22 protein-coding genes are annotated in these 21,522 nt (G+C 72.5%); 6 read left to right on the top strand and 16 right to left on the bottom strand.

All coding sequences use genetic code 11. From position 1 onward, the window contains the following. Nucleotides 1-31: 31 nt before the first annotated feature. From B9O00_RS16555 to B9O00_RS16545, 3 genes are all read right to left on the bottom strand, one after another. Nucleotides 32-1,852 (bottom strand): adenylate/guanylate cyclase domain-containing protein, encoded by a 1,821-nt coding sequence (locus B9O00_RS16555; protein WP_085123805.1) that lies wholly within the window; start codon nucleotides 1,850-1,852, stop codon nucleotides 32-34. A gap of 55 nt (nucleotides 1,853-1,907) precedes the next feature. Then, the gene (locus B9O00_RS16550) at nucleotides 1,908-2,795 is read right to left on the bottom strand and encodes a TIGR01459 family HAD-type hydrolase (RefSeq protein WP_085123804.1); all 888 of its coding nucleotides are present in this window, start codon (nucleotides 2,793-2,795) and stop codon (nucleotides 1,908-1,910) included. 121 nt (nucleotides 2,796-2,916) lie between these two features. Further along, complete coding sequence (locus tag B9O00_RS16545; RefSeq protein ID WP_085123803.1) at nucleotides 2,917-4,215, bottom strand: EAL domain-containing protein; 1,299 nt, start codon at nucleotides 4,213-4,215, stop codon at nucleotides 2,917-2,919. Nucleotides 4,216-4,379: 164 nt separating this feature from the next. Between B9O00_RS16545 and arsC the strand changes: the two genes are divergently transcribed. Further along, a complete protein-coding gene (gene arsC, locus B9O00_RS16540; RefSeq protein WP_085123802.1) occupies nucleotides 4,380-4,727 on the top strand; it encodes an arsenate reductase (glutaredoxin) in 348 nt (115 codons plus the stop codon). 117 nt (nucleotides 4,728-4,844) lie between these two features. Here arsC and B9O00_RS16535 read toward each other — a convergent pair whose 3' ends face one another. Both B9O00_RS16535 and B9O00_RS16530 read right to left on the bottom strand, forming a co-directional pair. Beyond that, a complete protein-coding gene (locus B9O00_RS16535; protein WP_085123801.1) occupies nucleotides 4,845-5,912 on the bottom strand; it encodes a quinone-dependent dihydroorotate dehydrogenase in 1,068 nt (355 codons plus the stop codon). 12 nt (nucleotides 5,913-5,924) lie between these two features. Further along, nucleotides 5,925-6,272, bottom strand: coding sequence for a DUF952 domain-containing protein (locus tag B9O00_RS16530; RefSeq protein WP_085123800.1), 348 nt, complete (start codon nucleotides 6,270-6,272; stop codon nucleotides 5,925-5,927). Nucleotides 6,273-6,481: 209 nt separating this feature from the next. Between B9O00_RS16530 and B9O00_RS16525 the strand changes: the two genes are divergently transcribed. Both B9O00_RS16525 and B9O00_RS33090 read left to right on the top strand, forming a co-directional pair. Beyond that, on the top strand, nucleotides 6,482-7,318 hold the full coding sequence (locus B9O00_RS16525) for a branched-chain amino acid aminotransferase (RefSeq protein WP_085123799.1): 837 nt from the start codon (nucleotides 6,482-6,484) through the stop codon (nucleotides 7,316-7,318). A 98-nt stretch (nucleotides 7,319-7,416) separates the two neighbouring features. Then, the gene (locus B9O00_RS33090; protein WP_085123798.1) at nucleotides 7,417-7,824 is read left to right on the top strand and encodes a hypothetical protein; all 408 of its coding nucleotides are present in this window, start codon (nucleotides 7,417-7,419) and stop codon (nucleotides 7,822-7,824) included. 24 nt (nucleotides 7,825-7,848) lie between these two features. On the opposite strand, the gene B9O00_RS16515 is transcribed toward B9O00_RS33090, so the two are convergent. The 5 genes from B9O00_RS16515 to B9O00_RS16495 are packed head-to-tail and all read right to left on the bottom strand — an operon-like array spanning nucleotide 7,849 to nucleotide 11,918. Then, nucleotides 7,849-8,532: an ABC-type transport auxiliary lipoprotein family protein gene (locus tag B9O00_RS16515; protein WP_085123797.1), complete on the bottom strand. Its 684-nt coding sequence runs from the start codon at nucleotides 8,530-8,532 to the stop codon at nucleotides 7,849-7,851. Then, nucleotides 8,507-9,547 carry an MlaD family protein gene (locus B9O00_RS16510; protein ID WP_085123796.1) on the bottom strand — a complete coding sequence of 347 codons (1,041 nt, stop codon included), beginning with the start codon at nucleotides 9,545-9,547 and terminating at the stop codon, nucleotides 8,507-8,509. Before B9O00_RS16510 ends, B9O00_RS16515 begins: the two co-directional genes overlap by 26 nt. A gap of 6 nt (nucleotides 9,548-9,553) precedes the next feature. Beyond that, entirely contained in the window at nucleotides 9,554-10,357 is an 804-nt protein-coding gene (locus B9O00_RS16505) for an ABC transporter ATP-binding protein (RefSeq protein WP_085123795.1), read from the bottom strand. Next, nucleotides 10,354-11,508: an ABC transporter permease gene (locus B9O00_RS16500; RefSeq protein WP_085123794.1), complete on the bottom strand. Its 1,155-nt coding sequence runs from the start codon at nucleotides 11,506-11,508 to the stop codon at nucleotides 10,354-10,356. The genes B9O00_RS16505 and B9O00_RS16500 overlap by 4 nt, the downstream gene beginning before the upstream one ends. 50 nt (nucleotides 11,509-11,558) lie before the next feature. After that, a complete protein-coding gene (locus B9O00_RS16495; protein ID WP_085123793.1) occupies nucleotides 11,559-11,918 on the bottom strand; it encodes a hypothetical protein in 360 nt (119 codons plus the stop codon). Nucleotides 11,919-12,004: 86 nt separating this feature from the next. Between B9O00_RS16495 and B9O00_RS16490 the strand changes: the two genes are divergently transcribed. After that, nucleotides 12,005-13,501, top strand: coding sequence for a CoA-acylating methylmalonate-semialdehyde dehydrogenase (locus tag B9O00_RS16490; RefSeq protein WP_085123792.1), 1,497 nt, complete (start codon nucleotides 12,005-12,007; stop codon nucleotides 13,499-13,501). Here B9O00_RS16490 and B9O00_RS16485 read toward each other — a convergent pair. Together B9O00_RS16485 and B9O00_RS16480 are read right to left on the bottom strand one after the other, a co-directional pair. Beyond that, the gene (locus tag B9O00_RS16485) at nucleotides 13,482-14,171 is read right to left on the bottom strand and encodes an AMP-binding protein (RefSeq protein ID WP_159460239.1); all 690 of its coding nucleotides are present in this window, start codon (nucleotides 14,169-14,171) and stop codon (nucleotides 13,482-13,484) included. The genes B9O00_RS16490 and B9O00_RS16485 overlap by 20 nt on opposite strands. Next, on the bottom strand, nucleotides 14,168-14,551 hold the full coding sequence (locus tag B9O00_RS16480; RefSeq protein WP_085123790.1) for an ankyrin repeat domain-containing protein: 384 nt from the start codon (nucleotides 14,549-14,551) through the stop codon (nucleotides 14,168-14,170). Before B9O00_RS16480 ends, B9O00_RS16485 begins: the two co-directional genes overlap by 4 nt. Nucleotides 14,552-14,686: 135 nt before the next feature. On the opposite strand from B9O00_RS16480, the gene B9O00_RS16475 reads away from it, so the two are divergent. Further along, on the top strand, nucleotides 14,687-15,865 hold the full coding sequence (locus B9O00_RS16475; RefSeq protein ID WP_085123789.1) for an aminotransferase class V-fold PLP-dependent enzyme: 1,179 nt from the start codon (nucleotides 14,687-14,689) through the stop codon (nucleotides 15,863-15,865). Between the two features lie 35 nt (nucleotides 15,866-15,900). Here the strand turns inward: B9O00_RS16475 and B9O00_RS16470 are convergent, their stop codons facing one another. The 3 genes from B9O00_RS16470 to B9O00_RS16460 form a co-directional block, all read right to left on the bottom strand. After that, on the bottom strand, nucleotides 15,901-17,061 hold the full coding sequence (locus tag B9O00_RS16470; RefSeq protein ID WP_085123788.1) for a site-specific DNA-methyltransferase: 1,161 nt from the start codon (nucleotides 17,059-17,061) through the stop codon (nucleotides 15,901-15,903). A 144-nt stretch (nucleotides 17,062-17,205) separates the two neighbouring features. Continuing rightward, nucleotides 17,206-17,850, bottom strand: a complete 645-nt coding sequence (rnhB, locus tag B9O00_RS16465; protein ID WP_085123787.1) for a ribonuclease HII — start codon at nucleotides 17,848-17,850, stop codon at nucleotides 17,206-17,208. Between the two features lie 33 nt (nucleotides 17,851-17,883). Next, nucleotides 17,884-19,236, bottom strand: coding sequence for a cation:proton antiporter domain-containing protein (locus B9O00_RS16460; protein WP_159460238.1), 1,353 nt, complete (start codon nucleotides 19,234-19,236; stop codon nucleotides 17,884-17,886). Between the two features lie 97 nt (nucleotides 19,237-19,333). Between B9O00_RS16460 and B9O00_RS16455 the strand changes: the two genes are divergently transcribed. Beyond that, nucleotides 19,334-20,098, top strand: a complete 765-nt coding sequence (locus B9O00_RS16455) for a class I SAM-dependent methyltransferase (protein ID WP_085123785.1) — start codon at nucleotides 19,334-19,336, stop codon at nucleotides 20,096-20,098. Between the two features lie 332 nt (nucleotides 20,099-20,430). On the opposite strand, the gene B9O00_RS16450 is transcribed toward B9O00_RS16455, so the two are convergent. Further along, complete coding sequence (locus B9O00_RS16450; RefSeq protein WP_085123784.1) at nucleotides 20,431-21,516, bottom strand: PA0069 family radical SAM protein; 1,086 nt, start codon at nucleotides 21,514-21,516, stop codon at nucleotides 20,431-20,433. Nucleotides 21,517-21,522: the final 6 nt, after the last annotated feature.

Here is a 21,522-nt window from a genome sequence, read left to right as displayed (position 1 = left end):
CCGGCATCTAATCACCCCGCCGACGGGGTGTCTACGGCAGGGGGGGCGGGAGCTCGCCCGCGATCCGGAGGAACGGCACCGGCTCGTCGAAGCCCTTGAGGCGGGCGCTTGCGCGCTCGACCGGCAGGTCCCGCAGCAGGGCCGCCACCGCCGGCTCGGCGGCCAGGGCCTCGGACAGCACGATGTCGCCGCCGCGGCTCTGGCCCTGCAGGCGGGCGGCGAGGTTCACCGTGCCGCCGAAGTAGTCGAGCCGCTCGTTGAGCGTGACCGCGATGCAGGGCCCCCCGTGCAGGCCGATCTTGAGCAGGATCGGGCCGTCCGGATTCTCGGCGTTGAAGCCGGCGATCGACTGCTGGGCGGCGCGCGCCGCGGCCAGGGCCTGCACCGGGTCGGCGAAGGCCGCCATGATCGCGTCGCCGATCGTCTTGACCACGGCGCCGTCGTGGTCGCGCACCAGGCGGCCGAGAAAGGCGAAGTGCTCGCGCACCAGGTGGTAGGCACGGGCGTCGCCGATCCGGCCGTAGAGCGCGGTCGAGGCGGCGAGGTCGGTGAACAGCAGGGTGACGCGCCGCACCGCGACCTCGTCGCCGGGCCGCAGCACCTGGTCGGAGAAGAGGTCGCGGAAGGCCTGCAGCGCGGTCACCCGGTCGGCGGTCAGGGCCTCGGTGACCCAGGTCCGGTCCTCGACCACGAAGGTGCGCGCCCAGGGCGTGCGGTTGACCAGCTCGAGGGCGCCGATCGGCGCCGGCGCGCCGGCCTCGACCGTCCGCTCGCCCAGGATGACGGCCGGAAAGCCGGCCCCCTCGGCCAGCTCGACGTCGAGCTCCGGGCCCTTCTCCAGGCTGCGCAGGCGGTAGGGGCCGGGCGCCAGGCGCGCCTCGATGCGCCGCGTTGCGCCGGCCGGCACGGTGACGTGCACCTTGATGTGCGGCGTCGACATCGGGCCGAGCAGGCAGTACTCGCCGAAGACGATCGGCCGCACCGCCTCGGCCGGGCGGAACGACAGCTCGACGTTGCTCGAGAAGTCGCGGTCGTAGTCGATGTTGCAGGTGTCGCAGTGCGCGCCGGCCGGCAGGCGGTCGAGCGCCGCCGTTCCCGCCTTGCCGACCCGGCAGCGCGGGCACAGCAACTCCCAGCTCAGCTCCAGCAGGCCGGCGCGCGTCGCCTCCAGGCAGAGCTCGATGAGGTGCCGCTCGGGCAGCTGCCAGCGCCGGGCCAGGGCGATCGGCCGGATCCGCGCGAGATCGACCTCCTGGGCACTCAGCAGGAAATCGGCGAGGCGCCGGGCCAGGCCGTGGCCGTTGCCGCTCGCCTCGATCGCCTCGACCATGCGCTCGACCCGCTGGCGCCGCGCGGCGTCGACCGGTGGCGCCTGGTAGTCGTAGGGACGGTCGCGGGCGCCCTGGGCGAAGCGCCCGGCCTGCTCGGCGAGGCGCGCGAAGCTCTCGCCGGCCGCCTTGAAGAAGACCGTCGCCAGGATCAGCCGGCCGACCGGCCCGGCCGGCTCGGCCTCCAGGCGGTACTCGGCGGTGCAGCCGCCGCCCTCGGCGGGGGTCAGGCGGAAGGTCGCGCAGAGCCGGGACAGCGGCCCGCGGCTGAAGACCCGGCAGTGCTCGAACCAGCCGTCGCTGACCCAGTTGACCGGCAGCTCGCGCCAGGCCAGGTGGAACGGCCCCTGCTTCGCGGTCGCGGTATAGAGCACCGAGCCGTCGGGCTGCGGCGTCTCCTCGATGCGGTGCTTGGGCAGGCCGGCGGCCTCGTTGAAGCGGGCGGTATCGGCCAGCACCGGCCAGACCGCCCCGATCGGTGCGTCGAACCGCCAGTGCCAGCTGCGCGTCCTTGCTCGGGCCACGGCGACCTCCTCCCCGGCGAGGCTGCCGGCCCGGTCGTCTGGCGGCGGCCCGCCGCTACCAGCGGAACAGCGGCACGCTCGCCGTCGGCCGGATGCCGGCCTTGCCGCACAGTGCGGCCAGGCTCTCCGGCGTCGGCGCCTCGCCCTCTTGTACGCCCAGTTCCTCGGCGTGGATGCCGCCGATCACGAGAAGGCTGTCGATGCCGATGGTCTGGGCGCCGGCGATGTCGGTGCGCAGCGAATCGCCGACCGCCAGGATCCGGTCCGACGGCACGCCGTCCAGCGCCGACAGGCAGGCGCCGTAGATCTCGCGATGCGGCTTGCCGTGGTAGCGCACCGTGCCGCCGAGCTCCTCGTAGCGCTTGGCCAGGGCGCCGGCGCAGATCTGGCGCACGCCGCCGGCGATCACCTCGAGGTCGGGATTGGCGCAGATCATCGGCAGGCCCAGCGCCGCGGCCGCCGCCAGCTGCGCCTCGTAGTCCTCGACCCGCTCCTGGCCCATGTGGGCGCCGGTGTTGAGCAGGAAGTCGGCCTCGCCGAAGGCCTCGACCCAGGTGACGTCGAGGCCTTCGCGCATGCCCTTGTCGCGGTCCGAGCCGAGGTGGTGGCCGCGCCGGCCGAGCGCCCGGTACCAGTCGTCCGGCCGCTCCTTGAGGTGGCGCCAGGCCTCCTCGCCCGAGGAGATGACCTTGTCGTAGAGCGCCGGGCCGATGCCCAGCTCGTTCATCTTGGCCTCGATCTCGGCCGAGCGGCGCGGCGCGTTCGAGAGGATGACGACATGCTTGCCGGCGGCCCGCAGGTGGCCCAGGCAGTCGACCGCGTGCGGGAAGGCGCGGTGGCCGTCGTGCAGCACGCCCCAGAGGTCGCAGATCAGGCCGTCGTAGCGCTCGGCGATCGCGCCGACGCCGTCGAGGGCGGGCAGGGGGGGAAGGGCTGAATCCATGGTCGCGGGTTGTGCCACGGCGGAACGCCGCCGAAAAGCCGTCTCAGGGCAAAAAAGCGTCGCCGGCTCGACAGTCGCAGCGAGCGGGCGGAGACGCCGGCGCGCGCGGGGGCCGGGGCGATCAGGCCGCCAGCTTGGCCGGCCGCGGCTCGCCGAACAGGTAGCCCTGGCCGAAGTCGATGCCGAAGTCGAGCAGCTCGCGCAGCGCGTCCTCGCTCTCGATCTTCTCGACGATGACGTCGATGCGGCACTGGGTCAGGCCGCCGAGCAGCGTCTGCACGGCATCGCTGCCCTGGACCTCGGCCAGGGTGACCAGCGCGCGGGCGTCCAGCTTGACGTAGGCGACGTGCCGCTCGGCGAGATCCTTGGGGTCGAGGTTGATGTCCTCGACCTTGTCCAGCGAGAAGCGGCAGCCCAGGCGGTGCAGCCGCTCGAACTGCTTGAGCGTCTCGGCCGGCAGGCCGTCGAGGTCGGCCTGGGCCATCTCGAAGACCAGGTTGCGGCCGAGGTCGCCGTTGGTCGTCAGGTAGTTGGCGAAGTCGGCCAGGAACTCGCGGTCGCGCAGGGTGTGGCCCGACAGGTTGCAGAAGAAGTCGACCGGCTCCGGGCGCTGCTGGATGCGCCGGATCAGCTGGACGCAGCGGAATACCAGCATGTTGTCGATCGCCGTGATCAGGCCGGCGCGCTCGGCGACGCCGATGTAGCGCTGCGCCGGCACGATCCGGTCCTCGTCGTCGCGCATCCGGGTGAAGGCCTCGTAGAAGCGGCGCTTGCGCTGCGGCAGCGAAACGATCGGCTGGAGCACGACCTCGATGCGGTCCTGGCGCAGCGCCTCGTGGACGATCTCCAGGACCTCGGCCTCCTGGCGCTCCTCGGCGGACTCCTTGCGGCGATCCTTGCGCCGGGCCACCAGGCTCTTGGCCGGGGCCTCCTCGTCGTCGTCGCCGGCTCCGGCCGGGCGGGCGCCGGGGTCGTCGGCGCGCAGCTCCGCGATCACCGGGTCGGCGGGCTCCGGACGGCGCGCCGACAGCTTGGCGACCAGCGACTTCAGCAGCTTGATCTCGGCCATCACCTCGTCGACGGCGCGCGCCTTCTCGTAGGCCGCCCTGGTGGCCTGGCCGTCGCGCGGCGCGCCCTGCTCCAGCGCCTCGAGCAGGCTGCGCATCTCGCGGCGCGCCCAGCTCAGCTCCTCCTCGACCTGGAAGTAGGACTGGCGCAGGCGGGTCATCTGGGTCGAGAGCCGTGCCTCGCGCGCCAGCCGCGCCGAGACCTCGTGGGCGAGCGCACAGAGCAGGAATCCGCCGACGCCGACGCCGAGCGCCAGCGCGGGATCGAGACCCGGCACGAAACGCGGCAGGTACCAGGCGGTGAGCCCGGTCAGGGCGGCGTAGCCGGCCAGGAGCAGCAGGTTCGTCAGCATGGCCGGCAGTCTGCGGCGGACGGGCTTGAAAGAAGGTTAACGGAATCCGGTTCCGGCACGCCTCGATCGCGGTTTTCGTGGACCGCGCCCGGACCTCGGGACCGGCGGCTTTTCCCGCGGCCCGAAGCGTCCTATTCAGGGGGCGGAAGCAAGGGAGCCCGCCGATGACCGTCACGATCTACCACAACCCGCGCTGCACCAAGTCGCGCGAGACCCTGGCCCTGCTGCGCGAGCGCGGCATCGAGCCGAGCGTCGTCGAATACCTCAGGACGCCGCCCGACGCCGCGACCCTGGAGCGCCTGCTCGGCCAGCTCGGCCTGGAGCCGCGCCAGCTGATGCGCCGCAAGGAGGCGCCCTACAAGGAGCTCGGCCTCGACGACCCGGCCAGGTCCCGTGCCGAGCTGATCGCCGCGATGGTCGCCAACCCGGTGCTGATCGAGCGGCCGATCGTCGTCAAGGACGGCAAGGCCGCCCTCGGCCGGCCGCCCGAGGCGGTGCTGGCGATCCTCTGAGGCGCAGGGGTTCCGGCCTGCACGCCCCTCGACAGGCTCGGGACGAAGCATCCGTTTGCGCAAAGGTCTGCTTCGTCCCGAGCCTGTCGAGGGGCGTGGGAGCGCGGACCCCGCGACCTACCGCCAATCCGCCCCGACCGCCTCGGCGACCGACTTGAACCCGTCGCGCTTGAGCAGCTCTGCCAGTTCCCGCGCCATGCGGCCGACCAGGCCCGGGCCCTCGTAGACCAGGGCGCTGTAGAGCTGGACCAGCGAGGCGCCGGCCCGGATCTTGGCGTAGGCCGTGGCCCCCGACTCGACGCCGCCGACGCCGACCAGCGGCAGTCGGCCCTCGGTCAGCCGGTACATCTCGCCGAGCAGCCGGGTCGAGGGCTCGAACAGCGGCCGGCCCGACAGGCCCCCGGCCTCGGCCTTCCAGCGGCTCTTCAGGCTCGCCGGCCGGGCGATCGTCGTGTTCGAGACGATCAGGCCGTCGAGCCGGCTGTCCAGGGCGACGGCGGCGATGTCGCGGCAGTCGGCCTCGGTCAGGTCGGGCGCGATCTTCAGCAGCAGCGGCGGCGGGGTCCCGGTTCCGGACAGGGCGTCGCGCACCGCGCCGAGCAGGCGGGTCAGCTCGTCGCGGCCCTGCAGGGCACGCAGACCGGGCGTGTTCGGCGAGGAGACGTTGATCACCAGGTAGTCGGCGAAGGGCGCCAGCGCCGTCGCGCCCGCGGCGTAATCCGGCGCCGCCTCGGGGCTGTCCTTGTTCTTGCCGAGGTTGACCCCGACCAGGCCGCCGACCGGGCCGCCGGCGCGCAAGGCGGCGAGGCGCTGCGCCGCCGCCTCCAGCCCCCGGTTGTTGAAGCCCATGCGGTTGATCACCGCGCGGTCCTCGCTGAGGCGGAACAGGCGCGGCTTGGGGTTGCCGGGCTGGGGTCGCGGCGTGACGCTGCCGACCTCGACCAGCCCGAAGCCGAGGCCGAACAGCGGCCGGATCGCCTCGGCGTTCTTGTCGAAGCCGGCGGCGAGGCCGATCGGGCTGGCGAGCCGGCGGCCCCAGAGCTCGACCGCCAGCAGCGGATCGTCGGGTGCCGCGGCGCGCGGCGCCAGGCCCGACTTCAGCAGGCCCAGCGCCAGGCCGTGGGCCTGCTCGGGATCGAGCCGGAAGATCAGCGGCCGCAGCAGCGGGTAGAGGTCGAGGGCCACGGCCTGGGCCGGTCAGTCGCCGAGCGGCGGGAAGACGTGCCGGCCGTCGGCACCGAGCGGCAGGTCGTCGGCGCGCCGCACCGCCGCGACCGGCAGCGGCCCGTAGAGGTGCGGGAAGAGGGCACCGCCGCGCGACGGCTCCCACTTGAGCGCCGGGCCGAGGGCCTCGGGGTCGACGCTCAGCAGCACCAGCCCGGACTGGCCGGCGCGGTGCCGGGCAACGCTCTCGACCAGCTGCGCCCGGGCCGAGAAGTGGATGAAGCCGTCGCGCCGGTCGTCGGCCGAGCCGTCGTAGCGGCCGGCCCGCTCGGCCTCGCGCCAGGCGTCCCAGCTGGTGACGTGATAGATCGCTTCGCTCATGGCGGGCTCCGGCTGCTCCTTCGGGTGCCGGCGACGATAGGCGAGGCGCCGGCCCGCGACAACGCCGGGGCGGCGGTGGCTCCGGCCTGCAGCGGCGGAATGTCAGGGTGACAAGAATCCGGCGCCCCGCCGCTTGGCCCGCGCGTGCCGGGTCACTATGCTCGCGGGGCGCTTTCCCTCGACAGTCCCTCTTGAGACGGATCCGACAGATGACGGCTTGGCACTTCCTCGACGGCGAGTGGGTCGAGGGCAATCCCCCGATCATGGGCCCGATGAGCCACGGGTCCTGGATGGCCTCGACGGTGTTCGACGGCGCGCGCGCCTTCGAGGGCGTCACCCCGGATCTCGACAAGCACTTCGAGCGCATCGAGAACTCCTGCAAGGCGATGGGCCTGAAGAGCCTCTACCGCCCCGGCGAGCTGATGGAGCTCAGCCAGGACGGCCTGGCGAAGTTCGCCAAGGACGCCCAGCTCTACATCAAGCCGATGTACTGGGCCGAGGCCGGCTTCGTCGCGGCCGATCCCGAGACCACCCGCTTCTGCCTGTCGCTCTACGACTCGCCGCTGCCCGAGCCGAAGGGCGGCTCGATCACGCTGTCGAGCTTCCGCCGGCCGAGCATCGAGACGGCCCCGACCAACGCCAAGGCGGCCTGCCTCTACCCGAACTCCGGTCGGGCGCTGCGCGAGGCCCAGGCCAGGGGCTTCGACAACGCGATCATGCTCGACGCGCTGGGCAACGTCTCCGAGCTCACGACCGCCAACGTCTGGCTGGTCAAGGACGGCGCCGCCCACACCCCGGTGCCGAACGGCACCTTCCTCAACGGCATTACCCGGCAGCGGGTCATCGCGCTGCTGCGCGGCGCCGGCGTGCCGGTCTACGAGCGCAGCCTGACCTATCGCGACTTCCAGCAGGCCGACGAGCTGTTCCAGACCGGCAACTACGGCAAGGTCATGCCGATCACGCGCATCGACGACCGCGATCTGCAGCCCGGGCCGGTCTATCGCCAGGCGCGAGAGCTCTACTGGAGCTGGGCGCACGGCGGCTGAGCCGGCCGGGCCGGCAGGCCGCTCATTTCCGCCGAATTAACCGAACGGAAACATCCCGCCGCCACTCTCGGACCGAGAACAGTCCGATTGGTGGTCGCATGAGCAGCATGAACAGCCTCGACATGGACGGGCCCTTCAAGCTCGACCCCGCGACCGTGCGCAAGGTCGTGCAGGGGGGCATGCCGGGGAACTTCGCGCTCGGCCACCTGGACGGCGGCAAGCGCTTCGCCGTGCAGTACGTCGGCCGCCACGACGTCGACGTGCTCGACGGCCTGATGGCGGCCCTGCGCGCCGGCATCGGCCAGCCCGGCCTGACCGCGCGCCTGTTCGGCAGCGACCGGCGGGCCAACGCCTTCAAGTTCTCCTATGCCGTCGACCAGCGCGCGGCCTTCGAGAAGCAGTGCCGCAACTACCACGACTTCAACGCGTCCGGTAAGCTGGAGAACGGCAGCCATCCGGCCTCGCCCAGCGGCAGCGGGCTGAGCTGCCCGACCTGCGGCGCCTGACCGGCCGGCCCGGCCGGCCGGATCTCAGGACTTCGCCTTGCCGCCCTCCGGGTGGTCCTGCAGCCAGTGCTTCTCGCCGGCCGTCAGCACCCAGACGACGATTTCCTTGAGCACGTGGCCCGAGGCCGTGTCGAAGGCGTCGACCACGTCCTCCAGCGTGTCGGCCGCAGCCGGCGCGATGCGTTCCACGTCGGTCGCGGCGACGATCTCGCGGCGCGGCATCGCGACCAGCTTGAGGGCCAGGCCGACGCGCACCGAGGGCGGCCCGGCGCCGTCGTAGACCGCCTGGAACTCGCGCAACTCGCTCTTCAGCACGAAGTCGGCGCGCAGGCCGAGCGATTCGCGGCCGACCGAGACGATCCGGCGCGAGTTCTCGAAGGACTCGATCAGCATGGTCTGGAACATCGCCGGCGCCCGGTCGGTCCAGTTGGCGCGCGCGTAGTACTCGATCTGGTTGGCCGAGCGGACGAGCGCGATGCGCTGGGTGTTGACGCCGGCGTCGGCGACCGGCATCTCGAGCACCAGCTGCCAGGGCACCGTCGGCAGGTCGGCCGGATAGGTGCTCTTGGGCGACAGCCGGAACAGCTGGGGCGGCGGCCGGTCGGTCAGGATGCTGTTGCAGCCGGCCAGGGCCAGCAGGCTGCCGGCGCCGAGCAGGAGGGCCCGCCGCGAGGCGAGTCCGCTAGCGTTGGGTCGGTTGTGTCTCATATCCCTCCTGCGAGTCGCCGAACAGGAAGCGCGCCGGGTCGCGCTCGACCTGGGCCGTCACGTTGTTGAGCCGCGAGACCAGGGTCTTCATCTGGTTCAGCAGGCCGGCCAGCTCGTAGAGGCCGGTCGCCGTGAAGTCGTGCAGCGGCTCGCGGTTCTCGGCGACCATGCCATTGACCTGATCGGACAGCGACTTGATCGAGCCGGCCGCCTTGCGCACCTCGACCAGGGTGCGCTGCAGCTCGCCGGCGTTGGTGCCGACCGCGCCGTTCAGGTTGTTCGCCAGGCCCTCGATGGCGACCAGGGTGCGGTTGGTGCTGGCGGTGATGGTGTTGGCGTCGCCGCGCAGCTCGGTCGCCAGCTCGGCCAGCTGGCTGGTGCTCTGGCTGATGTTCTCCATGGTTCCCGACGCGTCCTTCAGCAGCTTGTCGATGTCTGCGGAGCGCGTGGCGACCGCCCCCGTGACGGTCTCCAGGTTCTTCAGGGTGTTCGAGAAGGTCTGCAGGTTCTCGTCGTCGACCAGCTTCTCGACCTGGTTCAGCACCCGCTGGGCGGCCGCCAGGGTGTCGGGCGCGCCCTCGATGACCTGCGAGATCGTCGAGGGCCGGGTGCGGATGCGCGGATAGCGGCGGCCGGGCTCGACCTTCGGCGCCGCCGCCTCCTTGCTGCCGCCCTGCAGCAGGATGTAGCGCCCGCCGGCCAGGCCCTCGAACTCCATGCTGGCGACGGTGTCCTGCTTGACCGGCGTGTCGGCCTGGACCTCGACGATCACCTGCACCTGCTCGGGATGGTCGGGATCGAGCCGGACCGAGCGCACCTCGCCGACGCGCACGCCGGCATAGCGCACGGGGCTGGCCTCGGACAGGCCGGTCACCGAGTTCTTGAAGACCAGCTCGTAGGACCTGAGGTCGCTCTGGACCTGGAAGTTGGCCAGCCAGATCACGAAGCCGAGGGCGCCGACCAGCAGCGCCAGGACGAAGCTGCCGACGAGCAGATAGCTGGCGCGCGTCTCCATCGCCTCTCAGGCCTCCTGCCGCTGCCGGGACGCCGCCGCCGCCGCCGCCCGGCCTCGGGGGCCCAGGAAGTACTCCTGGATCCAGGGGTGGGGATCCCGCTCCAGCTCCTCGAGCGTGCCGACCCTAACACGCTTGTCGATCAGCACGGAAATGCGGTCGCAGACGGCGTAGAGGCTGTCCAGGTCGTGGGTCACCATGACCACGGTCAGGCCGAGCGCGCGCTGCAGGTCGCCGATCAGCCGGTCGAACTCGGCGGCGCCGATCGGGTCGAGCCCGGCGGTCGGCTCGTCGAGGAACAGCAGCTCGGGATCGAGCGCCAGGGCGCGCGCCAGACCGGCGCGCTTGCGCATGCCGCCGGACAGCTCGCTCGGCCGCTTGTGGGCGGCGTCGGCCGGCAGGCCGGACAGCGCGATCTTGATCTCGGCCAGCTCGCGCTGCAGCCGCCGGTCGAGCTGCCGGTGGGCGCGCAGCGGCACCTCGACGTTCTGCAGCACGGTCAGCGAGGAGAACAGCGCGCCGTCCTGGAACAGCACGCCCCAGCGGCCGCGCAGCCGCTGGCGCTCGCCGTCGCTCAGCCGGTCGACGTCGCGGCCCAGCACCTCGATGCGTCCGGCGGCCTTGCGGTTGAGCCCCACGATCGTGCGCATCAGCACCGACTTGCCGGCGCCGGAGCCGCCGACCAGGCCCATGACCTCGCCGCGCCGCACCTCGAAGTCGAGGTCCTGGTGGATGACCTTCGGGCCGAAGCGCGTGGTCAGACCCTGGACCCGGATCGCCGGGCTGTCGTCGTCCTGGCGGGCCTGGGTCATACGTGGATCACCGAGAAGAAGATCGAGAAGAGCGCATCGAGCAGGATCACCACGAAGATCGCCTCGACCACTGCCGTGGTGGTGCGCAGGCCGACCGATTCCGCCGAGCCGGTGACCTTCAGGCCCTCGAAGCAGCCGACCAGGGCGATGGCGTAGCCGAAGATCGGCGCCTTCGCGAGGCCGACGTAGAAGTGGTTGACGCGGATCCCCGCCTCGAAGCGCCGCAGGAACTCCAGCGGCGAGATGTCGAGCGCGATCCAGCTCATCATGGCGCCGCCGAGGATGCCCATGATGTCGGAATAGAAGGTCAGCAGCGGCAGGGCGATGGACAGCGCCACGATGCGCGGCACGACCAGGACGTCGACCGGGTCGAGGCCGATCGTGCGCATCGCGTCGACCTCCTCGCGCACCTGCATGGTGCCGATCTGCGCGGTGAAGGCGCTGCCCGAGCGGCCGGCGACGACGATCGCCGTGATCAGGATGCCCATCTCGCGCAGCACCGAGATGCCGACCAGGTTGACCGTGAAGATCTGCGCGCCGAACTTGGCCAGCTGGTCGGCGCCCTGGTAGGCCAGCACGACGCCGATCAGGAAGGACAGCAGGCCGACGATCGGCAGCGCGTCCCAGCCGGTCCGCTCGATGTGGTAGACCACCGAGGTGAAGCGCAGGCGGGCGGGCCGCGTCAGGTTGCGTGCCAGGGCGATGGTCACCAGGCCGAGGAAGTTCAGCAGGTCGCGCGCCGTGCCGCCGGCCGTCACCGTCTTCTCGCCGATCCGCTCGACGATCGCGACCAGCCGGTTGGGCCGCGCCGGCTCGCCGGGCGCGCTCTCGTGCTCGGCGACCTTCTCGACCAGCCGGCGGCGCGCCTCGCCCAGGCCCTGCCAGGTGACGACGAGCCCGGCCGCCTCGGCCTCGCGCGCCATGCGCAGCAGCAGCCAGGCGCCGGCCGTGTCGAGCTGCGAGACGGCCTCGAGGTCGAGCAGCAGCTCCCGGCCCTGCCAGGGCGGCAGCCCCGCCAGCGCGGCCTCGCGCCGCGCCGCGAGCTCGGTCGTCCAGGCGCCGGACAGCGTCAGCTCGACCCGCTCGCCCGTGCGGCTCAGGGCCAGGCCCTCGGCCTCGGGTCGCGTCTCGCTCGAAAGGTCGGTGGCCATGGCGGGGAAAGTCTCGCACGCGCCTCGGCGGCCGCCAAGCCGGGCGGCTCCTAGGCGCCGGCGCCCCAGTAGGCCCAGGCGAGCTCCAGCTCCTCCCGGTGGAAGGCGGCGGCCGAGGGGCCGTCGTCCGGGCCGTCGTAGCGGCCCAGCGCCTGGAGCAGCTGGAAGAAGCCGCGCTGCGGGATGGCGGTCGGGCTGCGGCTGATCGCGAGAGCGGCCAGCAGCGGCCGGTCGGCGGCCAGATCCTCCTGGACGATCTGCTCGAGCAGATCGGTGATGCGCTGGATCCGGCAGGGCCCCGGAATGTCGGCGAGCTCGCAGAGGTCGCGATAGGTGACCGTCGCGTGCTCGCGCGCCATCGCGGTCAGCACCCGCCGCAGCTCGTTCCTTTCCGCTTCGTCGTCATGCATCCGGCAAGGCTTCATCCGGTTCGAGGCTGCGGTTAAGGTGGCGAGCCCTAGAGGATAATTCCAGACGACAAGGAGGATCGGCGCAGATGGCCGAGGCGTTGCACCATTTCATCGGCGGCAGGATCGTCGCGGGGACCAGCGGACGGACCAGCGAGGTCTTCAATCCGGCGACCGGCGAAGTCAAGGCGAAGGTCGATCTCGCCTCGGCCGCCGAGCTCGATTCCGCGGTGCAGACCGCCAAGGCGGCCTTCCCGGGCTGGGCAGCGACGGCGCCGCTGCAGCGCGCCCGGATCATGTTCCGCTTCAAGGAGCTGCTCGAGGCCAACAAGGCGAAGCTGGCCGAGCTGATCGGCTCGGAGCACGGCAAGGTGCTGGGCGACGCCGCCGGCGAGGTGACCCGCGGCATCGAGGTCGTCGAGTTCGCCTGCGGCATTCCGCAGCTGCTCAAGGGCGAGTTCAACGAGAACGTCGGCACCGGCGTCGACGCCTACTCGGTGCGCCAGCCGCTCGGCGTGGTCGCCGGCATCACGCCCTTCAACTTCCCGGCCATGGTGCCGATGTGGATGTTCCCGGTCGCGCTGGCCTGCGGCAACGCCTTCATCCTGAAGCCCTCGGAGCGCGACCCCTCGGCGCCGCTCTACCTCGCCGAGCTGCTGAAGCAGGCCGGCCTGCCCGACGGCGTGTTCAACGTCGTCAACGGCGACAAGGAGGCGGTCGACGCGATCCTGGCGCACCCGGACATCGAGGCGGTCTCCTTCGTCGGCTCGACGCCGATCGCCGAGTACGTCTACCGGACCGGCACCTCGACCAACAAGCGGGTCCAGGCCCTGGGCGGCGCCAAGAACCACATGATCGTCATGCCCGACGCCGACATGGACCAAGCGACCGACGCCCTGATGGGCGCGGCCTACGGCTCGGCCGGCGAGCGCTGCATGGCGATCTCCGTGGCGGTCGCGGTCGGCGATGCCGGCGACAAGCTGATGGAGCGCCTGGAGCCGCGGGTGCGCGGCCTGAAGATCGGCGCCTACACCGACGCCGAGGCCGAGATGGGCCCGCTGGTCACCAGGCAGCACTACGAGAAGGTCAAGGGCTACGTCGACCTGGGCGTCCAGGAGGGCGCCAAGCTGGTCGTCGACGGCCGCGACTTCCGCATGCAGGGCTACGAGAACGGCTACTTCATCGGCGGCTGCCTGTTCGACGAGGTCAAGCCGGAGATGCGCATCTACAAGGAGGAGATCTTCGGGCCGGTGCTCGCGGTGATGCGCAGCGGCAGCTACGAGGACGCCCTCGATCTGGTCAACGCCCACGAGTTCGGCAACGGCACGGCGATCTTCACCCGCGACGGCGACGCGGCGCGCAACTTCGCCCAGCGCGCCAGGATCGGCATGGTCGGCATCAACGTGCCGATCCCGGTGCCGATGGCCTTCCACTCCTTCGGCGGCTGGAAGCGCTCGCTGTTCGGCGACCACCACATGCACGGCCCCGAGGGCGTGCGCTTCTACACCCGCCTCAAGGCGGTGACGACGCGCTGGCCGACCGGCATCCGCAGCGGTGCCGAGTTCGTCATGCCGACGATGAAGTAGGCCGCGGCTCGATCCGATAGCGCCCGCCGTCGGACAGGCGGGCGAGCAGAGAGGCGAAGCCGGCGCGGCGATGCAGCGGCGCCGGCTTCGTCGTGTCCGGGCGCTCGCCCAGCAGCTCGGCGAAGGTCGCCGGGCCGTCGCTGAACAGCAATTGCTCGCCGGCCGCCGCGCGGTCGTACCGCGCTCCGCGGCCCGCTTCGAGCCGGAAGAAGGCCGGATGGGCCGGGCGCTGGCCGAGGCCGCTGCCGCGCAGCAGGGGCGCCAGCAGGTTGCGCGGGAAGGGCAGCTCCTCGCTGGCGCGCAGCAGGCCGATCCGCAGGTCCGGGCGCTCGGCGAGCAGGGCGAGGCCGCGGTCGATCAGGCCCTGGAGGTCGTAGGTCAGCAGCAGCCGGGCGCCGCCGTCGCGCAGGGCCTCGAGCTGCGCCTCGGCGGCGGCCGCGGGGTCGAGCAGCTGCGGCCGCGCGCCGCGCGCCAGCAGCGCGAAGACGGCGGCGACCAGGCCCGGGCTGTCGGGCAGCAGCAGCGCGACCGTCGCGCCCTCGCTGACCCCGCGGCCGGCAAGCGCCGCGGCCAGGGTCTCGGCGCGTGCCGCGAGCCGGGCGGGCGGCAGCTTCCGGCCCAGGAACTCCAGGCCGCCGCCGGCCTGTCGCAGAAGGCCGGCCGGCGTCACGCCTTGGCGGCGGCGTAGAGCCGGGCCTTGACCTCGTCGCCGTTCGGCGCCCAGTCGGCCCACTTGGCGGCGTCGAAGCCCCACTTGTTGCGGTGGCCGGGCGCGGCGCCGCCGGCGATCAGCCGCTCGATCACGGCGAGATGGCCGCGCGCCGCGGCGACCATCAGGGGCGTGTTGCCGGCGTCGCTCGAGCGGTCGATCTCGGCGCCCCGCTCGAGCAGCAGCCCGACGCTCGCCTCGTCGCCGCGCGCCGCGGCGCGGTAGAGCAGGCTGACGCCGAAGCGGTCGCGCGCCCTGGGATCCGCGCCGCCCTCCAGCGCCGCGCGCAGCGCCTCGGCGTCGCCGCGCTTGACCAGGCGGAACAGCTCGTCCTTGTCCATCGTCTCCCGCACTCCCCGCCAATTCCGCGACCCGCGGTTCTCCGCGGCCCGCCGCTTCTTGCCCGGGAGCTTGGCGGCAGCCGGAGGCTATGACAAGCAGGGGGTGGCAGCCGGCAAGGCGAAGGGAGGGGCACCATGTCGATCGACGTCGCGCGCGCCAGGGCCGAGACGCCGGGCTGTGCCGGGGTGCTGCACCTCAACAACGCCGGCGCCGCGCTGATGCCGGCGCCGGTGCTGGCGGCGCAGGTCGGCCACCTGCAGCGGGAGGCCCAGATCGGCGGCTACGAGGCCAAGGCCGAGGCGGCCGGGCGGCTGGAGGCGGTCTACGGCTCGGTCGCCGCGCTGATCGGCGCCCGGCCCGAGGAGATCGCCCTGGTCGAGAACGCGACGGTCGCCTGGGACCTCGCCTTCTATTCCTTCCGCTTCCAGGCCGGCGACCGGATCCTGACCGCCGAGGCCGAGTACGCCAGCAACTACCTCAACTACCTGCGCGCCGCCCGGCGCTGGGGCGTCCTGGTCGAGACCGTGCCGAGCGACGCCGCCGGCCAGCTCGACGTCGCGGCCCTGGAAGCGATGATCGACGAGCGGGTCCGGCTGATCGCGGTCACCCACGTGCCGACCAACGGCGGCCTGGTCAATCCGGCCGAGGCGATCGGCAAGGTTGCCCGGCGCCACGGCATCCCCTACCTGCTCGATGCCTGCCAGTCGGTCGGCCAGCTCGAGGTCGACGTCGAGCGGATCGGCTGCGACCTGCTGTCGGCGACCGGCCGGAAGTACCTGCGCGGCCCGCGCGGCACCGGATTCCTCTACGTCCGGCGGGCGATCCTGGAGCGCCTCGACCCGCCCTTCCTGGACCTGCATTCGGCCGAGTGGGTGGCGCCCGGCCGCTACGAGCTGCGACCCGACGCGCGGCGCTTCGAGAACTGGGAGTTCAACATCGCCGGCCTGCTCGGCCTGGGTGCCGCGGTCGACTACGCCCTCGACTGGGGCCTGCCGGCGATCGCGCTGCGCGTCGCTGCCTTGGCCGAGGAGCTGCGTGCGTGGCTCGCCGAGATTCCCGGCGTCACGCTGCGCGATCTCGGCAAGCGGCACTGCGGCCTCGTCACCTTCACCGTCGAGGGCCACGAGGCGGCGGCGCTGCGCGACGCCCTGCGCGCCCGGGCGATCAACGTCTCGGTCAGCGACCCGCGCTCGACCCTGCTCGACGCCACGCGCCGCAGGCTGCCCGACCTGCTGCGCGCCTCGGTCCACTACTACAACGACACCGACGAGCTGGGGCGCTTCTGCGCGGCGCTCAGGGAGCTGGTGCGGTAGGCAGGTCGCGCGGGGGCTCGGAAACGACCGGTCCCTCAGTGCATCTCGGCCCGCAGCTTCTGGCGCAGCAGGTCGATCGGCACGGCGCGGCCCTCGACGTCGAGGTGCCAGAAGGTCCAGCCGTTGCAGGCCGGGGCGCCCTGGACGGCGGCGCCGACCTGGTGGATCGAGCCGCGGTGCTCGGAGGAGATCAGCGAGCCGTCGGCACGCACCTTGGCGGTCCAGCGCCGGGACGGGTCGAACAGCTGGGTGCCCGGCTCGATCAGGCCGCGCTCGACCAGCCAGCCGAAGGGGATGCGCGGCTCGGCGCGGCGCGGCCTGATGGTCTCCAGCTCCTCGGGCCCGAGCGGCTGGACCCGGGCGATGCGCTTGCGCGCCGCCGCGGCGTAGTCGGCCTCGCGCTCGAAGCCGAGCCAGCGCCGGCCCAGGCGCTTGGCGACGGCGCCGGTCGTGCCGCTGCCGAAGAAGGGGTCGACGACCAGCTGGCCGGGGTTGCTGGCGGCCAGCAGCACCCGCCAGAGCAGGGCCTCGGGCTTCTGGGTCGCGTGGACCTTGCGGCCCTCGGCGTCCTTCAGGCGCTCGCCGCCAGTGCAGAGCGGCAGGGTCCAGTCGCTGCGCATCTGCAGGTCGTCGTTCAGCGCCTTCATGGACTCGTAGTTGAAGACGTAGCGCGAGTCCTTGGACTTGGCCGCCCAGATCAGCGTCTCGTGGGCGTTGGTGAAGCGCTTGCCGCGGAAGTTCGGCATCGGGTTGGACTTGCGCCAGATCACGTCGTTGAGGATCCAGAAGCCGAGGTCCTGGAGGATCGCGCCGACCCGGAAGATGTTGTGGTAGCTGCCGATCACCCAGAGCGAGCCGTCGTCGCTGAGGGCGTCGCGGGCGGCCGCCAGCCAGTCGCGGGTGAAGCGGTCGTAGCTGGCGAAGTCGTCGAAGCGGTCCCAGGCGTCCTCGACGCCGTCGACCCGCGAGTTGTTCGGCCGCAGCAGCTCGCCGCCGAGCTGCAGGTTGTAGGGCGGATCGGCGAAGACCAGGTCGACCGAGCCGGCCGGCAGGCCGCGCAGCAGCTCGATGCAGTCGCCCTCGACGACCCGGTCGAGCGAGACGTCGGTCAGCCCGCGCTGCGCCGGGCCCTTGCGCAGGGCCGGCCGCCCGCCCGTCGTGCTGCGCGTCCCGCGCCCCTTACCCAGATCCGACATGCCGGTCCTCGCCCCCAGAAATTCCCTGCGGCGGGGCACCTGCCCCGTCCGTTGCGGGCGCATCCTGAGTCAATGCTTTAGGAGCGTCAAGATTCGTGATGCGAGTCAGATGCTTAGACGATTTCCTTGAAAGGTGACCTGAAACTAGATGCAGGGGGTCGCGGCGGTCTCGCCCACCAGAAGCAGGCGGATCGGGGCGAAGGAGCGGCGATGATGCAGGCAGGGACCGAGGCGCTGCAGGCCGGCCAGGTGCTCCGCCGTGCCGTAGCCCTTGTTGCGTTCCCAGCCGTAGCCGGGATGCTCCAGGGCGAGCCGCAGCATCTCGGCGTCGCGGGCGACCTTGGCCAGGATCGAGGCAGCGGCGATCGAGAAGGAGCGGCCGTCGCCGCCGACCAGGGTCTCGCAGCGGCAGGCGAGCGCCGGCGCCTTGTTGCCGTCGATCAGGGCGACGTCCGGTGGGCTGCCCAGGGCCTCCGCGGCCCGGCGCATCGCCAGCAGCGAGGCCTGCAGGATGTTGATCCGGTCGATCTCCTCGACCTCGGCGCGGGCGACCGCGGTCTCGGCGTAGCGCGGCAGCAGCTCGGCGATGCGCTCGCGCTTCTCGGCGGTCAGCTTCTTGGAATCGTCCAGGCCATCGCGCAGGTCGCTCGGCAGCGCGTCGAGCCTCAGGCAGACCGCGGCGGCGAAGACCGGCCCGGCCAGCGGGCCGCGCCCGGCCTCGTCGAGCCCGGCGATGCGCCGGCCCCCGGCAGCGCCCAGGCGCAGTTCCTCGCTGTAGTCCGGCGGCATGGCCCTGGTCTCCCCGATCCGGATTCCGGCCTATCAGACTTCCCCGGCCCTGTCGCCTCCCCGCAGGGCCGCCAGCCGGCGCCGCGCCTGCCGGCCGGCCACGCTCAGCCGCAGCGCCAGCGCGCCGGCGCGGCGCCTGGCCCGGCCGGTACCCTGGCGCAGCGGCCCGAGAGTCAGGCGCACCGCCTCGGGACCCGAGGTGACGCCGAGCAGGATCGCCCGGTGCAGCTGGCGCGCCGCGCCGAGCCAGAGCGGCGCGATGGTCAGGGACAGCACGGTCAGCGCGACGATCAGGCGCTGCTCGTCGGGCCCGGCGATGCCGAGGGCGAGGGCCGTCGCGACCAGCACGAAGGAGAACTCGCCGATCTGGGCCAGCAGCACGCCGGACAGGAAGGCGCGCGGCCAGGACTCGCCGAAGGCGCGGATCGCCAGCACGTTGAGGGCGGTCTTGAGGCCGATGATCAGGAACAGCAGCAGCAGGACCGAGAGGAAGTTGTCCAGCACGTAGCGGACGTCGAGCAGCAGTCCGACCGACAGGAAGAAGACCATCAGCAGCACGGCCTGGATCGGCTCGGTGTGGCGCATCATGGTCGTGCGCGCCGTCGAGTTGCCGACGACGAGGCCGGCCAGGAAGGCGCCGTAGGCCGGCGAGAGGCCGAGCAGGCCGGAGGCCGCGGCGGCGCCGAAGCAGAACACCAGGCCGGCGAGCGGGGTCAGGTCGACCGATTTGCCGACCAGGCGCTGGAACGGCAGCCTGAGGCGCTGGCGCCGGCCCAGGTAGAGCAGCAGCAGCACCAGGAAGCCGAGCGACAGGCCCATGCGCAGTCCGGCGACCAGCCCCTCCCGGCCGGCCAGGCCGCCGCTGCCCAGGGCGTCGAGGCTCAGCATCATCGGCACGACGGCGAGGTCCTGGGCGATCAGCACGCCGACCGTGACCTGGCCGACCCGGGTGCGCAGCTCGCCGATCTCCTCCAGCATCTTGACCGCGACGGCGGTGCTCGAGAGGGCGACGACGAAGCCGAGCAGGACGACCCGCTCGATCGGCCAGCCGGTCGCCAGGGCGGCCAGCCAGGTGACGCCGACGCCGGCGGCGATCTGCACCACCGTGGTCGCCACCGCGATCTTCCAGACCTCGCGGAAGGCGCGCAGGCTGAGCTCCATGCCGAGCAGGAACAGCAGCATCAGGACGCCGAGCTCGGCGAGCAGGGAGATCGCCGCCCGGTCGTGGACCAGGCCGAGGGCCGAGGGGCCGAGCAGGGCGCCGGCCAGGATGTAGCCGACCACCGCCGGCTGCCTGAGGCGCGCCATCGCCATGCCGCAGCCGAGCGCGACCAGGGCGACGATGGCGATGCCGGTCAGCTGGGACTGGTCGTGGAGCGACTCCATGGCATGGACGACGATAGCACAGGCTGCCGTGCCGCCCGTCCTGCGGCCCGTCGTGCCGCGGTGGAGTGGGGGACGGGGGGCGGCCCAAGGAGGTTTCATGACCGGAACGACCGTCGAGTTCGGCCGCAGCGCCGGCGACTATGCCCGTCACCGCCAGGGCTTCCCGGATTCCTTCTTCCGCCGGCTCGGAGGCCTCGGGCTGGCGCGCGCCGGCGACGCGGTGGTCGACCTCGGCACCGGCACCGGCCTGCTGGCGCGCGCCCTGGCGGCGCGCGGCTGCGCGGTCCTCGGGCTGGACCGCGACCCGGCGATGCTGGCCGCCGCCAGGACGGCCGGCGGCGGGCCGCGCTATCTGGAGGCCCCGGCCGAGGCGACCGGCCTGCCCGGGGGCTCGGCCGATCTCGTGACCGCGGCGACCTGCTGGCACTGGTTCGACCGTGCCGCCGCGGCGCGCGAGGCCGTCCGGCTGCTGCGGCCCGGCGGCGCCCTCCTGATCTGCAGCCTCGACTGGCAGCGCCTGCCCGGCAACGTCTGCGAGGTCTCCGTCGGGGTCATGCGGCGCTTCGCCGAGGCGGCGCCGGCGGGCCAGCGCGGCACCTTCGCCTTCCCGGACTGGCTGGCCGACCTCGCCGAGGCCGGCCTGCGCGACTTCGAGGCCTTCTCCTACTGCGAGCCGCTGACCTACACGCAGGAGGCCTGGCGCGGCCGGGTCCGGGCCAGCCGCTTCGCCGGCCCGGTGATGGACGCCGGCACCCTCGCTGCCTTCGACGCGGCCCTGGCCGAGGCGCTGACGGCGGCCTTCCCGGACGATCCCTTGCAGGTCGACCACCGGATCTTCGGACTGGTCGCGCGGCGTCCGTAGAGGGGGGGCGAGGAAAAGGTCGTAGGGACAGTGGGTTGGCGGGCGGTGTGGAGGTGCGAGGCGAAGCTGGGGGCGATGTCTCAGAAGTCTCGGTCATAGTATTTATTTCAATATCTTATGAAATCTTCCTCATCTTCCATACCTCCATATAGCCGTCGTCCCCGCGAAAGCGGGGATCCAGAGGAAAGGGCCGTTGGCACGAACGGTCGCCGGTCCACGCCCACGGCGTCGTTCTCTGGATCCCCGCTTTCGCGGGGATGACGAAGGGAGGGTGGGGACGACGCGGAAGGGGCCGGCGGACGGGAGCGAGGCGGCGGCGAAGACGCCCTCTCCTACAGCAGGCTCATCTGCCGGGCGTCGGCGGCGGGGCGGACGAACTGGCTGGTGTCCAGGACCCAGCGGCGCTCGTCGAAGCCGAGTCGCCTGGCGGCGAGGCGGAAGCGGCGGGCCAGGGCGTCGGCGTGGGCGCCCTCGCCGCGCATGCGCTTGCCCCACTGGCTGTCGTAGAGCTTGCCGCCGCGGCTCTGCCGGATCAGCGACAGCACCTTGGCCTTGCGCTCGGGAAAGTGCGCCTCCAGCCACTCCTCGACCAGCGGCGCGATCTCCAGCGGCAGGCGCACCATGATGTAGGAGGCGCTGGTCGCCCCGGCCTGGCGCGCCGCCGCCAGGATGCGCTCCAGCTCCATGTCGTTGATCGCCGGGATCATCGGCGAGGCCAGCACGGCGACCGGCACGCCGGCCTCGGCGAGGCCGCGGATCGCCTCCAGCCGGCGGGTCGGGGTCGAGGCGCGCGGTTCCAGGATGCGCGCGAGATCGCGGTCCAGGCTGGTCACCGAGAGGCAGACCTTGGCCAGCCCGGCCTTGCCGAGTGGGCCGAGCAGGTCGAGGTCGCGCAGCACGCCGGCCGACTTGGTGACGATCGCGAAGGGATGGCGGGCCTCGGCCAGCACCTCGATGATGCCCCGGGTGATGCCGAGCCGCCGCTCGACCGGCTGGTAGGGGTCGGTGACCGCGCCCAGCGCCAGGGTCGAGGGCTTGTAGGAGCGCCTGGCCAGCTCCTTGCGCAGCAGCGCCGGCGCGTCGTGCTTGGCGAAGATCTTCGTCTCGAAGTCGAGCCCGGCCGAGAGTCCGAGATAGGCGTGGGTCGGCCGCGCGAAGCAGTAGATGCAGCCGTGCTCGCAGCCCCGGTAGGGATTGATCGAGCGCTCGAAGGGCACGTCCGGCGAGTCGTTGCTGGCCAGGATCGTCCGGCTGCTGTCGGGCAGCACCTGGGTCTCGACCCGGGTCGCCTCCCTGAGCGCCTCGTCCGTCGACCAGCCGTCGTCGACGGCCTCGCGCGTGCAGGGCTCGAAGCGGCCGGCCTGGTTGGTCACGGCACCCCGTCCCTTGCGCACGCGGATCTGCGGCAGCTCGCTCATGGCGCC

The sequence above is a fragment of the Tistlia consotensis USBA 355 genome, assembly GCF_900177295.1.
GTDB classification, from domain to species: domain Bacteria; phylum Pseudomonadota; class Alphaproteobacteria; order Kiloniellales; family DSM-21159; genus Tistlia; species Tistlia consotensis.
The sequence above is the reverse complement of the archived record's forward strand: the minus strand, read 5'-3'. Positions and strand labels throughout refer to the sequence as shown.